The following is a 17,913-nucleotide window of genomic DNA, read 5'->3' as shown; positions in this document are numbered from 1 at the left end:
GGAAGCAGCCATGCCTATGACGTTGCAAGAAGCCATCGACGAAGCCTTTGACCAGGCGTTGCACGAACTGGCTGCCCGCCGCAGCGTCGAAGCGCTGGTCTGGCTGGAGCGGGCGCACATCCTCACCCAGCGTCGCCCATGGCTGCATGCGCGTTCACATTGGCTGATGCTGCAGGCAGGCTGGCAACAAGGCGATACGCGTGAGGTGCTGGGGCAAGTGCCGCGCATCCTGGCGGCGCTGCTGTTCTCGCGCATCTGGGTGCCCATCGGCAACACCGGGCGGGCGCGGGTCAGTGCTTTTCAACCCATGCCGATGAGCGAGGAGTTGCGCCGCCTGTTGGAGTAGGACTGGACAAGCGCCTTGCCGTTTCCGGTGCGCGTGGCGAATCGCAGCAGGCTCTGATTGCATTCAGGCTAACGACTGCGCAAACCTGGGTGTGTGGAACAGAGAACATTTGTGGGAGGGTCTTCTGCCGCGACAATCGCCGCTGAAGCGCCTCCCACAAGATGTGCCAGATTCAGCGCTTGAGCGTTTTCACGCCTTCAGCGGTGCCGAGCAGCAGCAGGTCGGCCGGGCGGGCGGCGAACAGGCCATTGGTGACCACGCCGACGATGGCGTTGATGTCCGCCTCCAACTGCACCGGGTCGGTGATCGACAGGTTGTGCACATCGAGGATGACGTTGCCGTTGTCGGTCAGCACGCCTTCGCGGTACACCGGGTCGCCGCCCAGCTTGACCAGCTCGCGGGCCACGTGGCTGCGGGCCATGGGGATGACTTCCACCGGCAGCGGGAAGGCGCCGAGTACCGGTACCAGCTTGCTGGCGTCGGCGATGCAGATGAAGGTCTTGGCCACGGCGGCGACGATCTTCTCGCGGGTCAGCGCAGCGCCGCCGCCCTTGATCAGATGCAGGCGCTCGTCGCTCTCGTCGGCGCCGTCGACATAGAACTCCAGCTCGGCGGTGCTGTTGAGGTCGTAGACCGGAATGCCATGGCCCTTGAGGCGCGCAGCGGTGGCTTCGGAACTGGCGACGGCGCCGTCGAAGTCCATCTTGTGCCTGGCCAGTGCGTCGATGAAGAAGTTGGCGGTGGAGCCGGTGCCGACACCGACGATGCTCTTGCTGTCGAGGCGCGGAAGAATGTGGTCGACGGCGGCCTGGGCCACGGCCTGTTTCAGCTGATCCTGGTTCATTGCGGGGGAATGCCTGGGAAGGTGGGGTGGTGTGGCGCGAATTATAGCCGCAAGTGGTCCGTGAACGGGGCAGAACCCGCGCGTTTCGTATGGTCGCCCGGCGCGGCGCTGGGGTAGACTCGGCAGTCCCTCAAAGCCCGAACGCCTGCGAAATCGCCATGCTCGAACAGTACGTGAAGAAGACCCTCACCTCGCGCGTCTACGACGTCGCGGTGGAAACCCCGCTGCAACCCGCCCGTCAGCTCAGCGAGCGACTGGGCAGCCAGATTCTGCTCAAGCGCGAGGATCTGCAGCCGGTCTACTCGTTCAAGATTCGTGGCGCCTACAACAAGCTGGCACAACTGTCCGCCGAAGAGCTGGCGCGCGGCGTGGTCACTGCCTCGGCCGGCAACCACGCCCAGGGGCTGGCGCTGGCCGCCAAGCATCTGGGAGTCAAGGCGACCATCGTCATGCCGCGTACCACCCCGGAGCTCAAGGTGCAGGGCGTGCGTTCGCGGGGCGGCAAGGTTGTGCTGCACGGCGATGCCTTTCCCGAGGCGCTGGCGCATTCGCTGAAACTGGTGGAAGAAAAGGGCTACACCTACATCCACCCCTACGACGATCCGCTGGTAATCGCCGGGCAGGGCACGGTGGCCATGGAGATCCTGCGTCAGCATCAGGGCCATATCGACGCCATCTTCGTGCCGGTTGGCGGTGGTGGTCTGATCGCCGGCATCGCGGCGTACGTCAAGTACCTGCGTCCGGAAATCAAGGTCATCGGCGTCGAGCCGGACGACTCCAATTGCCTGCAGCAGGCCATGGCTGCAGGCGAGCGCGTGATGCTGCCGACGGTCGGACTGTTCGCCGATGGCGTGGCGGTGGCGCAAATCGGCCAGCACACCTTCGATATCTGCAAGGATCACGTCGACGAGGTGATCACCGTCAGCACCGACGAGATCTGCGCAGCGATCAAGGACATCTACGACGACACCCGCTCGATCACCGAGCCGGCCGGTGCGCTGGCCGTGGCCGGGATCAAGAAGTATGTGGAGCGTGAAGGCGGTCACGGACAGGTGCTGGTGGGCATCGACTCCGGCGCCAACGTCAACTTCGACCGTCTGCGCCATGTGGCCGAGCGTGCCGAGCTGGGCGAGAAGCGCGAGGCGATCATCGCCGTGACCATCCCCGAACAGCCCGGCAGCTTCAAGGCCTTCTGCGAGGCGGTGGGCAAGCGCCAGATCACCGAATTCAACTACCGCTACCACACCGACCGCGAGGCGCACATCTTCGTCGGTGTGCAGACCCACCCGGAGAACGACCCGCGCCAGGCGCTGGTCGAGGGGCTGCGTGCACAGGGCTTCCCGGTGCTGGATCTGACCGACAACGAGCTGGCCAAGCTGCATATCCGCCATATGGTCGGTGGCCATGCCGCAGGTGTCGGCGACGAGATGGTGCTGCGCTTCGAATTCCCCGAGCGGCCCGGGGCGCTGTTCAACTTCCTGCAGAAGCTGGGCGGGCGCTGGAATATCTCGATGTTCCATTACCGTAACCATGGTGCCGCCGACGGGCGTGTGCTGGCCGCGCTGCAGGTGCCGCAAGACGAACGCCACCTGGTGCCGGCAGCGCTGGATGCCATCGGCTATCCGTACTGGGACGAAAGCGACAACCCGGCTTTTCGCCTGTTTCTCGGCTGAACAAGGACTTCGTGATGGAACACTATCTGCTGGTTCGCATTCTCCACAGCGCTCCGGGTGTGTTGTTGCTGCTTGGCCTGATCGCCCACGGCGTCATGCTGTTCAAGGCGCAGCGCGGTGGTGATGCCGCCGTGCTGGCGCGCAAGCTGCGCGTGACCCTGCTATTCAGCTTCCCGGCGTTCGCCGTGCTGGCGCTGAGCCTGCCGGTCACCGGCTACTGGCTGGTGGACACCGCAGGCTGGCCGCTGGGGCAGACCTGGCTGTTGCTGGGCAGCATTCTCTACGCGGTGATGATGCTGATCGGCCTGCTGCTGGCTGGCCGTCTGGCTGCCTGGCGTGCGCTGGGCGATACGCCGGCGCCGCCAGCGCTGAAGCGTCTTTGCCTGATCTATGCCGGGCTGATCCTGGTGCTACTGATCGTCATCATGGCGCTGATGGGTGCGAAGCCGGTTTGAAGCAGCCGCAGAGCGGCTTCTGATGACCCTCTCCCATTTATGGGAGAGGGTGCCCGAAGGGCGGGAGAGGGCTTGTGGTTCGATGATTCTCGCGATTGTCGCTGTAGCAAGCTTCGCGGCTGAAGCCGCTCCTACAACTGCGTGTTCAGGGCTTCATCTCAGCGCAGCGAGATCACCGGCCAGCCGCGCTCGATGGCGGTAGCGCGCAGCACCTCGTCCGGGTCGACCGCCACCGGGTTGGCCACGGCCTCGAGTAGCGGCAGGTCATTGCGCGAGTCGCTATAGAAGTAGGCGCCATCGAGGCTGTAACCCGTCTCTGCCAGCCACTCGTTCAGGCGGGTCACCTTGCCGCCCTGGTAGCACGGCGTGCCGGTGATCTGCCCGGTATAGCGACCGTCCAGCATGCCGCATTCGGTGGCGATCAGCGTCTCCACGCCGAGGCGCTCGGCGATGGGCTCGGTAACGAAGCGGTTGGTGGCGGTGATGATCACCAGCTTGTCGCCCGCCGCGCGGTGTTCGGCCAGCAGTGCCTCGCCCTTGGTCAGGATGATTGGCTCGATCACCTCGGCCATGAACTCGCGGTGCCACTGCGCCAGTTGCGCCATCTCACTGCGACCCAGAATGGCCTGGCTGAAATTCTGGTAGGCCACCACGTCCAGCTTGCCGGCGCAGTAATCGGCATAGAAGGCATCGTTGCGCGCCAGATACTCGGCTGCATCGACCAGGCCGCGCTGGCAGACGAATTCGCCCCAGCTGTGATCGCTGTCGCCAGCCAGCAGGGTGTTGTCGAGATCGAAAAGAGCCAAGCGCACGGTTTTCCACCTGTTCTGCAAATGTTTGGGGCGCGCCAGAATAGCCGCTTTGGCCGGGCTTTCCCACTGCCGCCAAACCCGCGTTGCTGCTGGACTCGGCTTTGTGGAACAATGCCGGAACTTGCGTGTACGAGGTTGCTTGCCGTGATCGACTCTGATGGTTTTCGCCCGAATGTCGGCATCATCCTGACCAATGATGTCGGCCAGGTGCTCTGGGCCCGGCGCATCAATCAGGACGCCTGGCAGTTCCCGCAAGGCGGCATCAATGATCGTGAGTCGCCGGAAGAGGCGCTTTACCGTGAACTGAACGAAGAGGTCGGCCTCGAAGAGCAGGATGTGAAGATCCTCGCCTGCACCCGCGGCTGGTTGCGTTATCGTCTGCCTCAGCGTCTGGTGCGTACGCATAGTCAGCCGCTGTGCATCGGGCAGAAGCAGAAGTGGTTCCTGCTGCGCCTGACCGCTGCCGAAGAGCGCGTGCGTATGGACCTGACCGGCAAGCCGGAGTTCGATGGCTGGCGTTGGGTCAGCTACTGGTACCCGCTGGGTCAGGTCGTCACATTCAAGCGCGAGGTGTATCGCCGTGCGCTCAAGGAACTCGCCCCGCGCCTGATAGTGCGCGACTGATACGGACCCCAATCGAGCATGCTCAATACGCTGCGCAAGATCGTCCAGGAAGTGAACGCCGCCAAGGATCTCAAGGCGGCGCTGACGATCATTGTGCAGCGCGTGAAAGAGGCCATGGGCAGCCAGGTCTGCTCGGTCTATCTGCTCGATCCGGAAACCAATCGCTTCGTGCTGATGGCCACCGACGGCCTCAACAAGCGTTCCATCGGCAAGGTCAGCATGGCGCCCAGCGAAGGCCTTGTGGGCCTGGTGGGCAGCCGCGAGGAGCCGCTGAACCTTGAAGATGCCGCCAGTCATCCCCGTTATCGCTACTTCGCCGAAACCGGCGAGGAGCGTTATGCCTCCTTCCTCGGTGCACCGATCATCCACCACCGCCGCGTGATGGGCGTGCTCGTCGTGCAGCAAAAGGAGCGCCGTCAGTTCGACGAGGGCGAAGAAGCCTTTCTGGTCACCATGAGCGCACAGCTCGCCGGGGTTATCGCCCATGCCGAGGCGACCGGCTCGATCCGTGGTCTGGGGCGCCAGGGCAAAGGCGTACAGGAGGCCAAGTTCGTCGGCGTGCCGGGCGCGCCGGGGGCGGCCGTAGGCACTGCGGTGGTGGTGCTGCCCCCGGCAGATCTGAATGTGGTACCGGATCGCAGCGTCGATGACATCGACGCCGAACTGGAACTGTTCGACAAGGCGCTGGGCTGGGTGCGCGAGGACATGCAGGAGCTGTCCGAGAAACTCGCCACGCAGTTGCGCAAGGAAGAGCGCGCGCTGTTCGACGTGTACCTGATGATGCTCGACGATGCCGCCCTGGGTAACGAGGTGCGCAAGGTCATCAAGAGCGGCCAGTGGGCGCAGGGCGCCCTGCGTCAGGTGGTGCTCGATCACGTCAAACGCTTCGAGCTGATGGACGATGCCTACCTGCGCGAGCGCGCCAGCGATGTGCGCGACCTGGGCCGGCGCCTGCTCGCCTACCTGCAGGAAGAGCGCAAGATTTCCCTGGTCTATCCCGACAACACCATCCTGGTCAGCGAGGAGCTTTCGCCGGCGATGCTCGGCGAGGTGCCGGAAGGCAAACTGGTCGGCCTGATTTCGGTGACCGGTTCGGGCAACTCCCACGTGGCGATCTTCGCCCGCGCCATGGGTATTCCCACGGTGATGGGCGTGGTCGACCTGCCGTATTCGAAGATCGACGGTATCAAGCTGATCGTCGATGGCTACCACGGCGAAGTCTTCACCAACCCCAGTGAGCTGCTGAGCAAGCAGTACGCCGACGTGGTCGAGGAGGAGCGCCAGCTCACCGAGGGGCTCGATGCCCTGCGCGCGCTGCCCTGCGAGACGCTTGACGGCCACCGCATGCCGCTGTGGGTCAACACCGGCCTGCTCGCCGATGTCGCCCGTGCCCAGCAGCGTGGCGCCGAGGGTGTCGGCCTGTACCGCACGGAAGTGCCGTTCATGATCAACGAGCGCTTCCCCAGCGAGAAGGAGCAGCTCGCCACCTACCGCGAACAGTTGCAGGCCTTCCACCCGTTGCCGGTGACCATGCGTACCCTGGATATCGGCGGCGACAAGGCACTGTCCTACTTCCCGATCAAGGAAGAGAACCCCTTCCTCGGCTGGCGCGGCATCCGCGTCACCCTCGACCACCCGGAAATCTTCCTGGTGCAGACCCGCGCCATGCTCAAGGCCAGCGAGGGGCTGAACAATCTGCGCATCCTGTTGCCGATGATTTCCGGCACCCAGGAACTGGAAGAGGCGCTGCACCTGATTCACCGTGCCTGGGGTGAAGTGCGTGACGAAGGCACCGACGTGCCGCTGCCGCCTATCGGCGTGATGATCGAGATTCCCGCGGCGGTTTACCAGACGCGCGAACTGGCGCGCCAGGTGGACTTCCTCTCGGTGGGCTCCAACGACCTCACCCAGTACCTGCTGGCGGTCGACCGCAACAACCCGCGGGTCGCCGACCTCTATGACTTCCTCCACCCGGCGGTACTGCAGGCGCTGCAGAAGGTGGTCAACGACGCGCATCTCGAGGGCAAGCCGGTGAGCATCTGCGGCGAGATGGCCGGCGACCCCGCTGCGGCCGTGCTGCTGCTGGCCATGGGCTTCGATTCGCTGTCGATGAACGCCACCAACCTGCCCAAGGTGAAATGGCTGCTGCGTCAGGTGACCCAGAGCAAGGCCAAGGAGTTGCTCGGTCAGGTGATGACCATGGACAACCCGCACCTGATCTACAGCACCCTGCACCTGGCGCTGCGCAATCTGGGCCTGGGTCGGGTGATCAACCCGGCGTCCAATATCCAGGCCTGATTCGCATAAAGGTAGGAGCGAGCTCTGCTCGCGAACTCAGGCGACGTAAAAAGCTTCGCGAGCAGAGCTCGCTCCTACACGGAATTCATCCCTGTACTGGCGTTCCCGGATTGCATCGGGGCTATCTGTTCAACGCGACCTCGCCGAGCGCGACGCCATGAGGCCCAAAGCTGCGTTCGGTGATATTCCAGCGGCCGTTGCTGTGAAGATTCAGCACCGTACTGGCGCGGGTGCCGTAAGCCTCGCCGATGATGAAGGCAGTGGACAGCAGGCGCTCCGTCGCCAGCCCTACGCCCGTGTCCGGCAGCAGGTGATCGGCGGGTTGGCTTCTGTCGGCCAGCAGCTCCAGCAGCGCTTCATCCTCGGCCTCGAGACTATCGCTCAGGGCCTTTCGGGCACGCAGCAGCTTTGGCCAGGGCGTGTCGAGATTGGCGTTGGACAGGCCGTAGAACCCGCGCTCCAGTTGCCGAGGCCGTCCTTCCTGAGAATTGAAGTGCCAGAGTTGCTGGCGGTCGCCGACCAGCAGGTTGAAACCGGGATACTCGGCAGCGTCGCGCATGATCCTATCGAGATAGGCAGGCGCCGGATCCTGCCCCAGCAGATAATCGGCGGTCAGCGTGCCGCGTGAACGCGGGCCGGCGTTCTGCTTCAGGTCGCGGATATTGGTCAGCGCGGCGAAGCGGCCCTGAGCGGTGACGCCGAGCCAGGTGCCGCCTGCTTGCAGGTCGCGGCCGGCGAAAACGCCCGGGGCATCCTGCCATTCACTGAGCGCAGCGCTGGGGCGGGTATAGAACTCGTCGCGATTGGACGCCAGGCGCAGCACCCTTGGGCTTTCCGGCTGCCAGGCGAAGACGATCAGACACATGCGCGTTTCTCCAGTGGCGGAGTCTGGCAGGCTAGCGAGCTGAGCCGCAGGCGGCAACCGTTGCGTCGATGAAATGGCAACAGACCCTAGGGCATTTCCGCTACCATGCCGCTTTGTTTTTGGGGGTGTCGATGGAACTGCTGCTCTACCTGGTGCTGGGCTCGGCTGCCGGTTTACTGGCTGGCCTGTTCGGCGTGGGCGGCGGTCTGATCATCGTGCCGGTACTGGTGTTGAGTTTCACCTCCCAGGGTATGGCGTCGGACGTCCTCACCCATCTCGCAGTGGGCACGTCCCTGGCGACCATCGTCTTCACCTCGATCAACTCGCTGCTCGAGCATCACCGCAAAGGCGCGGTGCGCTGGCCGCTGTTTCGCTGGCTGACTCTGGGCATCCTGCTCGGCGCAGCACTGGGGGCGATGACTGCGGCGCTGATCCAGGGGCCGATGCTGCAAAAGATCATCGGTACTTTCGCCATCATCGTGGCCGTACAGATGGCGCTGGACCTGAAACCCAAGGCGAGCCGTGATGTCCCAGGCAAGCCGACGCTGACGGTGGCCGGCGGCGTGATCGGCTGGGCCTCGGCAATCTTCGGTATCGGCGGTGGTTCGCTGACCGTGCCCTTTCTGGTCTGGCGCAGCGTGCCGATCCAGCAGGCGGTGGCGACCTCGGCGGCCTGTGGTTTGCCGATCGCCATCGCTGGTGCGTTGAGTTTCATGTTTACCGGCTGGGGAAATGCGAATCTGCCGCCATGGAGCGTCGGTTTCGTTTATCTCCCGGCGTTGCTGGGCATCGCCCTGACCAGCATGTTCTTTGCCCGTTTTGGTGCGCGCCTGGCTCATCGTCTGTCGCCACTGTTGCTCAAGCGTCTGTTCGCCCTGCTGCTGCTGAGCGTAGGCGTGAGTTTTTTCATCTAAGGAGTCCTGGATGCTGCCTTATCCGCAGATCGACCCGGTGGCTGTCGCCCTCGGCCCGCTGAAAATCCACTGGTACGGCCTGATGTACCTGATCGGTATCGGTGGCGCCTGGCTGCTGGCTTCGCGCCGTCTCGAGCGTTTTGATTCGACCTGGAACAAGGACAAGCTGTCCGACCTGGTGTTCTGGGTGGCCATGGGGGTGATTCTCGGCGGACGCCTTGGCTACGTATTGTTCTACGATCTGGCTGCCTATGTCGCCGAACCGGCGAAGATCCTGCGGGTATGGGAAGGCGGTATGTCCTTCCACGGCGGCCTGATCGGGGTGATGCTGTCGACCTGGTGGTTCGGCAAGCGCAACGGCAAGAGCTTCTTCGAACTGATGGACTTCATCGCGCCGCTGGTGCCGATTGGTCTGGGCGCCGGGCGCATCGGCAACTTCATCAACGCCGAGCTGTGGGGCAAGGCCACCGATGTGCCCTGGGCGATGATCTTCCCCACCGACCCGCAGCAACTGGCACGCCACCCATCGCAGCTCTACCAGTTCGCCCTGGAAGGCGTGGCGCTGTTCACCATCCTCTGGTTCTATTCGCGCAAGCCGCGCCCGACCATGGCCGTGTCCGGCATGTTCGCCGCCTGCTACGGCGTGTTCCGCTTCATCGTCGAGTTCGTCCGTGTGCCGGACGCCCAGCTTGGCTATCTGGCCTGGGGCTGGCTGACCATGGGACAGATTCTCTGCCTGCCGATGATACTCGGTGGTATCGGTCTGATCGTCTACGCCTACAAGCGCCAGCCCGCTCAAGGAGTCGCCTGATGAAACAGTATCTCGACCTGATGCGCCACGTGCGCGAGCACGGCGCCTTCAAGGAAGACCGCACCGGCACCGGCACCTACAGCGTGTTCGGCTACCAGATGCGCTTCGACCTGGCCGATGGCTTCCCCATCGTCACCACCAAGAAGTGCCACCTGCGCTCGATCATCCATGAGCTGCTGTGGTTCCTGCAGGGCGACACCAACATCAAGTACCTCAAGGACAACGGCGTCAGTATCTGGGACGAGTGGGCCGACGAGAACGGCGACCTCGGCCCGGTCTACGGCTACCAGTGGCGCAGCTGGCCGGCGCCCAATGGCGAGTCCATCGACCAGATCGCCAAGCTGATCGAGATGATCAGGAAGAACCCGGATTCGCGCCGCCTGATCGTCTCGGCCTGGAACCCGGCGCTGGTCGATCAGATGGCCCTGCCACCGTGCCATGCGCTGTTCCAGTTCTACGTGGCCGACGGCAAGCTGTCCTGCCAGCTGTATCAGCGCTCGGCGGACATCTTCCTCGGCGTGCCCTTTAATATCGCCAGCTATGCGCTGCTGACGCTGATGGTGGCGCAGGTCTGCGACCTGCAGCCGGGCGAGTTCATCTGGACCGGCGGTGACTGCCACCTGTACGCCAACCATATCGAACAGGCCGATCTGCAGCTGACCCGCCAGCCGCTGCCGCTGCCGACCATGAAGCTCAACCCCGAGGTCAAGGACCTGCTGGCCTTCAGGTTCGAGGACTTCGAACTAGTCGGCTACGAAGCGCATCCGCATATCAAGGCTCCAGTGGCAGTCTGAGCTTGCGTCTGGGCAGTTGGTCGGGCGCGGTTTGCTACCCTTTCACCGAACACGTGAAGAGGGAGTCTCTGGTGAGCCGAATTGCACTGGCCCTGCTGCTGGTACTGAGTTGCCTGACAAGTCATGCCGACCCCCAACCGCTGCGGGTCGGCATCACCGAAGTGCCGCCCTTCGTGATCCAGCGTGACGACGGTAGCTGGAGCGGCATCAGCATCGATCTGTGGAACACCATAGCCGAGAAGAACGGCTACGCCTTCGAGTACCAGCCGATGCCCTTCGGCCAACTGTTCGACAGCCTGGAACAGGGCAGAGTCGACGTGGTGGTCGGGGCGCTGACCATGACGCCCGAGCGCGAGGTGCGCTTCGACTTCACCCATCCCTTCTACTTCACCGGCCTGACGATCGCCGTGCCGGCTGCCTCTTCAACGGGAGGGTGGCGGACCTTCACGCGACTGTTCTCCTGGGGCTTCATCAGTGTGGTCCTGGGGCTGGTCGCGGTGTTGATGCTGGTGGGTACCGTGATCTGGCTATTCGAACGGCGCCGCAATCAGACGCAGTTTCCCGAGGCGCCTGTGCGGGGCTTGGGCGACGGTTTCTGGTGGGCGGCAGTGACCATGACCACTGTGGGTTATGGCGACAAGGCGCCGGTTACCCTGGGTGGGCGGTTGGTGGCCGTAGTGTGGATGTTCGCCGCGCTGATCATGGTTTCGACCTTCACCGCTGCGATGACCACGGCGCTGACCGTGAGCAACCTGCAAGGCAGCATCCAGGGCCCCGGCGATCTGCAAGGTGCGAATGTCGCCAGTGTCCAGCGCACCGTCAGCGAGCGCTGGTTGGAGGAGCAGCGTATCCGCCAAAGCAGCTATCCGAATCTGACCGAGGCGCTGCTGGCCGTGCAGCAGGGCAAGGCCGATGCCATCGTGTATGACAAACCCATTCTGCAATATCGCAATCGCGAGCTGGTTGGCGCGCGCCTGCAGATACTCCCGGGCACCTTCGAGAACCAGAGCTACGGATTCCTGGTGCGCAACGGCAGCCCGCTGCGTGAGCCTATCGGTCGGGCCATCCTGAGCACCTTGAGTGAACCTCAGTGGCCGCGAACGGTGAGCGATTACCTGGGCGAGGGTCCCTGAGCGCCCGGCGCCTGTGTTGCGTGAGGCGTTGCTTGCAGTTCGAACCGTCGCGCGATTTCCTCGACGGTTTCGCGGCAACCCTCGATTTCCCATTCCGTCCAGTTATCCCATTGCAGCCTCAATTCATTCCGGCCGCGCCGCAGGCGGTAGCTGTCGAAATCGATACCCTTGTCGAAGGCCAGCGGGCTGTACTGCGAGACCTGCCGCCAGCCCTCGGCTTTGAGATGCTCGAGAATTCTGTTGCCGAGCTCGGTGTCGATCATCTCCAGGGTGACAGGGTCGGCGCTGCGAGCCGGCTCGCGTTCGAGCCTTCTGCGCTGCAGCCACCGGCGAAGCATGGCGAGCATGCGTGCTCCTCAGGTCTGGGCCAGCTCCGACAATAGCTGTTGGAGCTGCGTCTGGCGTTCACTATCTTGCAGGCGTGCGCCGGGGTTGAGTGACGACCATTGCGGGTGAGCACGCGCCACATTCAGCGGCGCGGGCAGCCTGCCCTGGCGCCACAGCGTCTCCTGTGGGGCGCCGAGGGTGATGGCGTTCATCGCCGCGTGTCCACGCACGTTCAGTGCGGCCAGCAGTTGCTGCTGACGCAGGGCCAGCAGGCGCAGCACGGCGTCGTCGACGGTGAGTTCGCGCTGGCCCTTCAGTTTGCCTTTCAGCCTTTCCCCGTAATTGCGCAGGGTCTGCGCGCTGCCACCGATCACCGCGCCCAGCGCTGCTGCGGCGCCCATGGTAAGCCCGCCGACCAGCAGATCGACGCCAACGCCAGTGGCCGCACCCGCGGCCATGCCTCCCCCGACCTTGATGCCAAGTTGCTTGAGGGTTTCCGGATTGAACAGGTCATCATTCCAGCGGCCATCGAGCAGCGGTAGATCGCCGGCCCTGGCGTCGCTGCTGCGAAACGCATACAGACGCAGCAGCGCTTCGACGCAGCGCTGCTCGCGCTGGCGAATGGCTTCGCGCAGCTCGCTCACGGCGGCCTGCTCCAGCTGGGGCTGAGCAGCGACGCTGCGGCGGCAGGCGGCGCAATCGATCAGCAGCTCGGCGATCAGGCGCTGACCGGCCTGGCGCCGGGCGATACGTTGCGCTTCGTGATCCTCGATCAGGCGTTGCAACTGCGGGCGCGAGCGCTCCAGCAGCAGGGCGAGGCTTTCGTAGAGGCGCCGTTCGCCATCCTCCGGCGGCGCCACGCTGTCGAACGCCACCAGGGCGTGCAGGCCGAGACGCGCCAGGGCCTCGCGCCACTCGCCTTCGCGGTGGCTGGCGCTGGCGACGAAGTTGAGCACCGGCAGCAGCGGGCGGCCGCACATGGCCAGTACCGCCAGTTCGTCGCGGTACTTGGCCAGCACCGGCTCGCGCACGTCGATCACGTACAGACCGGCGTCGGAGGCCAGCAACTGGCGCAGCACCTTGGCTTCCTGCTCATAGCGCTGGCGCGCCTCGCTGCCTTCGAGGAAACGGGCCAGGCGCGCCGGGCCGTCCAGGCGTTCGCCGGGGCGGTCGAGGCGCTCCAGGTAGTCGAGCAGGGCAATGGCGTCCTCAAGGCCGGGGGTGTCGTACAGCTCCAGTAGCGCCTGGCCGTCCACCGACAGCCGCGCGCCCTCGACGTGGCGCGTGGTGCTGGCGCGCGGCGAGACTTCGCCGAATTCCACGTCGCGGGTCAGGGTGCGCAGCAGCGAGGTCTTGCCGACGTTGGTATGGCCGACCAGGGCAAGTTTCAGTGGTGGGCTCATGGCGTGGTCTCGGCCGGGTAGCTCGGAGGCAAGAGAGCGGGCATTGGGGTAGGAGCGAGCTCTGCTCGCGAACCATGGCAAACGGCAAAAGCTTCGCGAGCAGAGCTCGCTCCTACATGAACGCCGTGTGCCTGCGGCTCTCTAGTCATGCCCTGTCTCCAGCCAGTTCAGCGGCGCCGTATCACCGTGGCTCAGCCCCAGGTTGGCGAGGGCCTGATGCCAGTCCGCCAGGCGGGCGCTGTCCAGGCATTCGCCGGGCGCTGGCGGCAGCAACCAGATGCGTGTGGCAGAAGACGAGCGCGCCAGCTCGCCGAGCAGCGCCAGGGTGCCGCGATCCGGCGAACGCCTTGGATCGCAGACGATGGCCAGGCGCTCGGGCGGGAAGCGGGTCAGTTGTTCCAGCAACTGGCGGCGCTGCTCGCGGCTGTCGATCAATCCGGCATCGGCCACGCCCTTGGGTAACGGCAGCGGTGGCCAGGGGCGGCGCTCGTCCAGCTCCAGGCCGAGCAGGAGGGCGCCACTGCCGGGTTGGGCACTGGCGCCGCCTTGCGGTTGGTGCAGAGCAGCTGGCGCCAGGTCGCAGACGCCGAGGCGTTCGCTGTCCGGTTGCAGGCGCTGGCGCAGCAGGTTGTAGCCCGGCAGGTCGAGATCCAGGCGCAGCCTGCGCGTGCCTGACTGCCAGCGCCACAGGCACAGCAGCGCCAGTAACAGGCGTGGCAGCAGGCCGTAGACCAGCACCACGCCGACCAGCCAGCCGGCCCAGCTCTGCCGGGCGGCTTCGCTGGCGATGGCGGCATCGCCGCTGGCGCGAATGACCTCGATATCCGGCAGGCTGAAACCGAGCAGGGCGGGCAGGGCGCCAATGCTCTGGGTCAGGGCGATGAAGGTGTCGCCAGTGAGGATGGTGGTCTCCCAGACGAAGCCGTAGCGGCGCGTGGCGAGCAGCAGCAACAGAGTGGTCAGTGCGGCGAGCATGGCCAGCGTCCACAGTCCGTTGACCAGCAGCCCCAGGCCCCAGCGGGTCAGGCGCTGGCGTTGCAGCATCAGCAGCAGGGCCGGGGCCAGTTGCGCGGCGCTGGCGTCGCGCGCCAGCTTCTCGCTGAGCCATAACCACAGACGACCGAGTGCGCCAGGGTGGTCGCGTGTCAGCAGCAGGCCGAGCAGCCAGCCCACCAGCATCAGCAGGTTGAGCCCGAGCAGGCTGCCCAGGGCCCAGAACACGTTGACCGGCTGACGCCCGTCGCCCAGTGCCGCCAAGGCCAGGCCGGCACCGCTGAGCAGCGCCAACAGGGCGAGCAGCAGGCCGGCCAGGCGCGCGCCCTGCAGCCAGTGCAGCAGCGCCTGCCACTGACCATCACGGCGGGCCAGTAGCAGGGCGCGATGCTCAATGCGCTGGGCCAGATCTCCGCCCTCGGTTCGGGCCAGGCGATTGGCCTCGGCGTCTTCGAGCGGGCCGGCGTGTTCCTCGCGCAGGCGAATGGTCTCGCTTAGCCAGAGGCGTTGCAGGGGCGTAGGGGAGGAGGCGTCAGTCACGCGGCGTCTCGTCGTGCGGATCAGGGGTTGAGGATAACCCCTGATCCGTCACGGCGCGACTCAGCGTTGTTCGCGCAGGCGTACGGCGATGTCCGGCTGGTCGATGAACAGACCGTCGATGCCGGTGGCGAGGAAGGCGCGCAGCTCCGCTTCGATATCGCCGCGCTCGGCTGGCTCGTTGCCGTTGCGCAGGCTGGTGGGCAGGAAGGCGTTCTCGGCGCGGAAGGTGTAGGGGTGGACCTTGAGCTTGGCCGCGTGGGCGTCACGCACCAGGCGGGTCGGCGTGGTCAGGTTGCCGGCGGCGTCACGCGGGATGACCATGCCTTTCTCCGGGCCGATGCCGCTGGCGTAGCGGGCGATGTTCTTCAGGCCCTTGGGCGTGATCATCTGCGCGTAGCTCAGACCGGTGCCGAGCACCTGCTGGTCATAGGGCTGGCCCTCGGTCCACAGCAGTTGCACCAGGCGCACCTGGGTCAGGCGGCTGAGGGTCTTGAGGTTCTCCACCTCGAAGGACTGGATGTACACCGGCGCCTTGGCGCTGTCGTAACCGTTGCGCCCCAGCACCTTGACCAGCGGCTGCTCCATGGCCAGGCCGATCTGCTGAAAGTGGGTCGGATGCTTGGTTTCCGGATACAGGCCGATGACCCGCTGCTGGCTGAGTTGCAGGCTCTTCACCAGGTCGATGATCTCCTGCAGGGTGGGAATCTCGAACTGGCCATCGAAGCGCTGGTTGGCCGGGCGCACCTGCGGGATGCGTTCGATGGCGCGCAGGGTCTTGAGTTCGGCCAGAGTGAAATCCTCGCTGAACCAGCCTTCCAGGCTGACGCCGTCCACCGTCTGGGTGCGCTTGCGGTTGGCGAACTCCGCGCGTTGCGCCACGTCGGTGGTCAGCCCCAGTTCGTTGTCGTGACGGGCCACCAGCTGGCCGTCGCGGGTCATCACCAGGTCCGGCTCGACGTAATCCGCGCCCTGCAGGATGGCCAGGGCATAGGCGGCCAGGGTGTGTTCGGGCACGTAACCGCTGGCGCCGCGGTGGGCGATCACCAGCGGTTTGGCGTCGCCACGGGGTTTGCCCTTGTGCGCCAGCGGCTGCTGCTGTGCCCAGTCGATGGCGGCCTGCACGCTGTCGGGCTCGGCGGGGGCGGCAAGGCCGAGGGTCGGTAGCAGCAGGCCGGCGCAGAGCAGCCAGCTGCGAAGCGGTTTGTTCAACATGGTGGTACCTCCGTGCACGGGGATGGAAACCCAAGCCTGCACCGGTAAGGGTGACGATTGTGCGACAGACTTCCAGGCCTGGTCGGTTCTGTGCGCCATTGGGCAGAGTCGCATGCCGGCAGGCCGAGCAGTCAGCCGACCCGTGTTGGCAGATTGAGCCGCAGCAGGCTGCCCGGCGCCCAGAAGCCCCTCCGACTGGCGACCGTCAGCGAGAGCGTCCAGGGCCAGATGGTTGTCAATAGGACCTCCGAGCCGGCTGGCGTATTTCTCGTGCAGACGAATGGTTTTCGCTGAGCCAGAGAGGTTGGAGTGGCGGCGTCTGTCACGCGACGTTTCGTCGCGGCTAGCAGCGCTCGAGAATAACCCCAGGCCCAGGTTTACGTAAGCGCATCGCAAGGGCCGGTAGTTGAAGTTCCTGAGCCAGACAGACCTGATCTGTAGATATTTATTTCTGATGATGTTGTTTTGATATCTATAAGTGTGGGTAAATTGACGCCAGCATCAGGGACGAGCGCGGTTATTCACCGGAAAATTCATGCCTTTTCCCTGGTCACGCCTGTTTTTCAGTGATGCCTTAGGGGAGTCCGATGGATTTTGCAAAGAAGACCGGAGCCGTTCTGCTCAGTGCCTCGATCATGATGGCTTCGGGATGCGCCAACCTTTCCGATAACGAATGGGTGAACAAGGAGAATATCGGCACGCTGGTTGGTGCAACCGCAGGTGTGCTGATTGGCAGCCAGATCGGTAACGGCAACGGGCGCAAGGTCGCCATGCTGGCCGGAGCACTGGCCGGCGGCTATCTGGGCAAGACCATTGGTGCCAAGCTCGACGAACGCGATCGTCAGGCGCTGGCCCAGCAGACGCAGCAGGCCCTGCAATACTCCCGCGATGGTCAGAGCAGCCAGTGGACCTCCACTCACAGCGGCGCTTCGGCAACCATCACTCCGGTCAAGACCGAAACCGTAGAGCGCCAGGTCGCCGTCAAGCGGGCTCCGACGATTCAGCCGGTCGCCAACATGACACTGATCAACAAGCCTTATCGGGCGGTCAAGTCGGCCAACGTGCGCAATGCACCGAACGTCAATGCCGAAAAGGTTGGCGGTCTGCCCGTCGGTACCACTTTCACCGCCATCGGCCGTACCGATAGCGACTGGATCATGGTCGGCCGCCGCGGCGTAACCATCGGCTATGTCTACGCGCCCCTGGTCGCCGAGGTCGTGCCCGCGACCGCTACGAAACAGCAGGCGGTGGCCGATACCGCAACCGATCTGGACAGCCTTGATAACGCCACCGCTTCAAGCAAAGGCATCGATCTCGACGCCATCGATCTCGACGCGTTGCCCCTGCAGCAGACCGTGGCGGCGCAAACCACCTGCCGCACGCTGGACTACGACGTCAGCGCCCAGGGTGGTCGCGAGAAACAGACCGTGCAGGCCTGCCAGGCCGCTGATGGCGCCTGGGAACTGATCTGACGGAGCTTCAAAATGAAACCCTTGCTCGCTCTCGGCCTGCTTGCGCTGGCCGTTTCGGCCCATGCTGCCGACCATCGCCTGGCATACTCCAAGGCGGAGAATGTCGAAGTTTTCGCTGAACATGCCGCCGGGCAACCCTGGTGCGGTGCCAGCCTGCAACTGCGCTTCGCGTTCGCTTCGGCGGCGCCCGATGCCGCCGCCGTAGGCCGCCTGCTGCCCAAGCTCGGCAGCCTGATCGCCAGCCAGTGCGCGGCGGCCACAGATTTGCAGTGGTACAGCACCAACAACGCCGGTCAGCGTCTGGCCAGTGGCAGTGCGAACCAGACCAGCGGCTGGCTGGTACAGCTCGACACGCCAGACGCCCAGGCACAGGCTGCTGCACCTGCACCTGCACCTG

The 17,913-nt window shown here is 64.8% G+C and carries 18 protein-coding genes; 11 read left to right on the top strand and 7 right to left on the bottom strand.

The window, feature by feature from the left end:
• The first annotated feature begins 10 nt into the window (after nucleotides 1-10).
• The gene (locus tag GYB81_RS14060) at nucleotides 11-346 is read left to right on the top strand and encodes a DUF3703 domain-containing protein (RefSeq protein WP_161866142.1); all 336 of its coding nucleotides are present in this window, start codon (nucleotides 11-13) and stop codon (nucleotides 344-346) included.
• A gap of 172 nt (nucleotides 347-518) precedes the next feature.
• Here the strand turns inward: GYB81_RS14060 and rpiA are convergent, their stop codons facing one another.
• The gene (gene rpiA, locus GYB81_RS14055) at nucleotides 519-1,190 is read right to left on the bottom strand and encodes a ribose-5-phosphate isomerase RpiA (RefSeq protein ID WP_161866141.1); all 672 of its coding nucleotides are present in this window, start codon (nucleotides 1,188-1,190) and stop codon (nucleotides 519-521) included.
• 89 nt (nucleotides 1,191-1,279) lie between these two features.
• Here rpiA and ilvA point away from each other — a divergent pair, with 89 nt between their 5' ends.
• Together ilvA and GYB81_RS14045 are read left to right on the top strand one after the other, a co-directional pair.
• Entirely contained in the window at nucleotides 1,280-2,863 is a 1,584-nt protein-coding gene (gene ilvA / locus GYB81_RS14050; protein ID WP_161866140.1) for a threonine ammonia-lyase, biosynthetic, read from the top strand.
• A 14-nt stretch (nucleotides 2,864-2,877) separates the two neighbouring features.
• Nucleotides 2,878-3,318: a DUF2269 domain-containing protein gene (locus tag GYB81_RS14045; protein ID WP_161866139.1), complete on the top strand. Its 441-nt coding sequence runs from the start codon at nucleotides 2,878-2,880 to the stop codon at nucleotides 3,316-3,318.
• A gap of 158 nt (nucleotides 3,319-3,476) precedes the next feature.
• Here GYB81_RS14045 and GYB81_RS14040 read toward each other — a convergent pair whose 3' ends face one another.
• Entirely contained in the window at nucleotides 3,477-4,130 is a 654-nt protein-coding gene (locus tag GYB81_RS14040; protein ID WP_161866138.1) for a histidinol-phosphatase, read from the bottom strand.
• A gap of 144 nt (nucleotides 4,131-4,274) precedes the next feature.
• Between GYB81_RS14040 and GYB81_RS14035 the strand changes: the two genes are divergently transcribed.
• Together GYB81_RS14035 and ptsP are read left to right on the top strand one after the other, a co-directional pair.
• Entirely contained in the window at nucleotides 4,275-4,754 is a 480-nt protein-coding gene (locus GYB81_RS14035; RefSeq protein ID WP_161866137.1) for an RNA pyrophosphohydrolase, read from the top strand.
• Between the two features lie 18 nt (nucleotides 4,755-4,772).
• Nucleotides 4,773-7,052 carry a phosphoenolpyruvate--protein phosphotransferase gene (ptsP, locus tag GYB81_RS14030; RefSeq protein ID WP_161866136.1) on the top strand — a complete coding sequence of 760 codons (2,280 nt, stop codon included), beginning with the start codon at nucleotides 4,773-4,775 and terminating at the stop codon, nucleotides 7,050-7,052.
• Between the two features lie 121 nt (nucleotides 7,053-7,173).
• On the opposite strand, the gene GYB81_RS14025 is transcribed toward ptsP, so the two are convergent.
• The gene (locus GYB81_RS14025; RefSeq protein ID WP_161866135.1) at nucleotides 7,174-7,917 is read right to left on the bottom strand and encodes an NRDE family protein; all 744 of its coding nucleotides are present in this window, start codon (nucleotides 7,915-7,917) and stop codon (nucleotides 7,174-7,176) included.
• A 131-nt stretch (nucleotides 7,918-8,048) separates the two neighbouring features.
• Here GYB81_RS14025 and GYB81_RS14020 point away from each other — a divergent pair, with 131 nt between their 5' ends.
• The 4 genes from GYB81_RS14020 (at nucleotide 8,049) to GYB81_RS14005 (ending at nucleotide 11,569) form a co-directional block, all read left to right on the top strand.
• Nucleotides 8,049-8,831: a sulfite exporter TauE/SafE family protein gene (locus tag GYB81_RS14020; protein WP_161866134.1), complete on the top strand. Its 783-nt coding sequence runs from the start codon at nucleotides 8,049-8,051 to the stop codon at nucleotides 8,829-8,831.
• 10 nt (nucleotides 8,832-8,841) lie between these two features.
• On the top strand, nucleotides 8,842-9,642 hold the full coding sequence (gene lgt, locus GYB81_RS14015) for a prolipoprotein diacylglyceryl transferase (protein WP_161866133.1): 801 nt from the start codon (nucleotides 8,842-8,844) through the stop codon (nucleotides 9,640-9,642).
• Entirely contained in the window at nucleotides 9,642-10,436 is a 795-nt protein-coding gene (locus GYB81_RS14010; protein WP_161897865.1) for a thymidylate synthase, read from the top strand. The genes lgt and GYB81_RS14010 overlap by 1 nt, the downstream gene beginning before the upstream one ends.
• 71 nt (nucleotides 10,437-10,507) lie before the next feature.
• Nucleotides 10,508-11,569, top strand: coding sequence for a transporter substrate-binding domain-containing protein (locus GYB81_RS14005; RefSeq protein ID WP_306342581.1), 1,062 nt, complete (start codon nucleotides 10,508-10,510; stop codon nucleotides 11,567-11,569).
• On the opposite strand, the gene GYB81_RS14000 is transcribed toward GYB81_RS14005, so the two are convergent.
• The 4 genes from GYB81_RS14000 to GYB81_RS13985 all read right to left on the bottom strand — a co-directional run bounded on the left by GYB81_RS14000 (nucleotide 11,548) and on the right by GYB81_RS13985 (nucleotide 16,044).
• Nucleotides 11,548-11,916, bottom strand: a complete 369-nt coding sequence (locus tag GYB81_RS14000; RefSeq protein WP_233787577.1) for a hypothetical protein — start codon at nucleotides 11,914-11,916, stop codon at nucleotides 11,548-11,550. The two genes, GYB81_RS14005 and GYB81_RS14000, sit on opposite strands and share 22 nt — an antisense overlap.
• Nucleotides 11,917-11,925: 9 nt before the next feature.
• A complete protein-coding gene (locus tag GYB81_RS13995; RefSeq protein WP_161866098.1) occupies nucleotides 11,926-13,299 on the bottom strand; it encodes a GTPase/DUF3482 domain-containing protein in 1,374 nt (457 codons plus the stop codon).
• Between the two features lie 141 nt (nucleotides 13,300-13,440).
• On the bottom strand, nucleotides 13,441-14,832 hold the full coding sequence (locus tag GYB81_RS13990; RefSeq protein ID WP_161866097.1) for a DUF2868 domain-containing protein: 1,392 nt from the start codon (nucleotides 14,830-14,832) through the stop codon (nucleotides 13,441-13,443).
• Nucleotides 14,833-14,892: 60 nt separating this feature from the next.
• On the bottom strand, nucleotides 14,893-16,044 hold the full coding sequence (locus GYB81_RS13985; protein WP_161866096.1) for a glycerophosphodiester phosphodiesterase: 1,152 nt from the start codon (nucleotides 16,042-16,044) through the stop codon (nucleotides 14,893-14,895).
• 587 nt (nucleotides 16,045-16,631) lie between these two features.
• Between GYB81_RS13985 and GYB81_RS13980 the strand changes: the two genes are divergently transcribed.
• Nucleotides 16,632-17,516: a glycine zipper 2TM domain-containing protein gene (locus GYB81_RS13980; RefSeq protein WP_161866095.1), complete on the top strand. Its 885-nt coding sequence runs from the start codon at nucleotides 16,632-16,634 to the stop codon at nucleotides 17,514-17,516.
• Between the two features lie 12 nt (nucleotides 17,517-17,528).
• Nucleotides 17,529-17,913: hypothetical protein (locus GYB81_RS13975; protein ID WP_218573892.1), on the top strand; the 385-nt coding region annotated here is incomplete at its 3' end.

The sequence above is a fragment of the Pseudomonas yangonensis genome (assembly GCF_009932725.1).
GTDB classification, from domain to species: domain Bacteria; phylum Pseudomonadota; class Gammaproteobacteria; order Pseudomonadales; family Pseudomonadaceae; genus Aquipseudomonas; species Aquipseudomonas yangonensis.
Note: the sequence above shows the minus strand (reverse complement) of the source record. Positions and strands in the feature narration are given on the sequence as shown.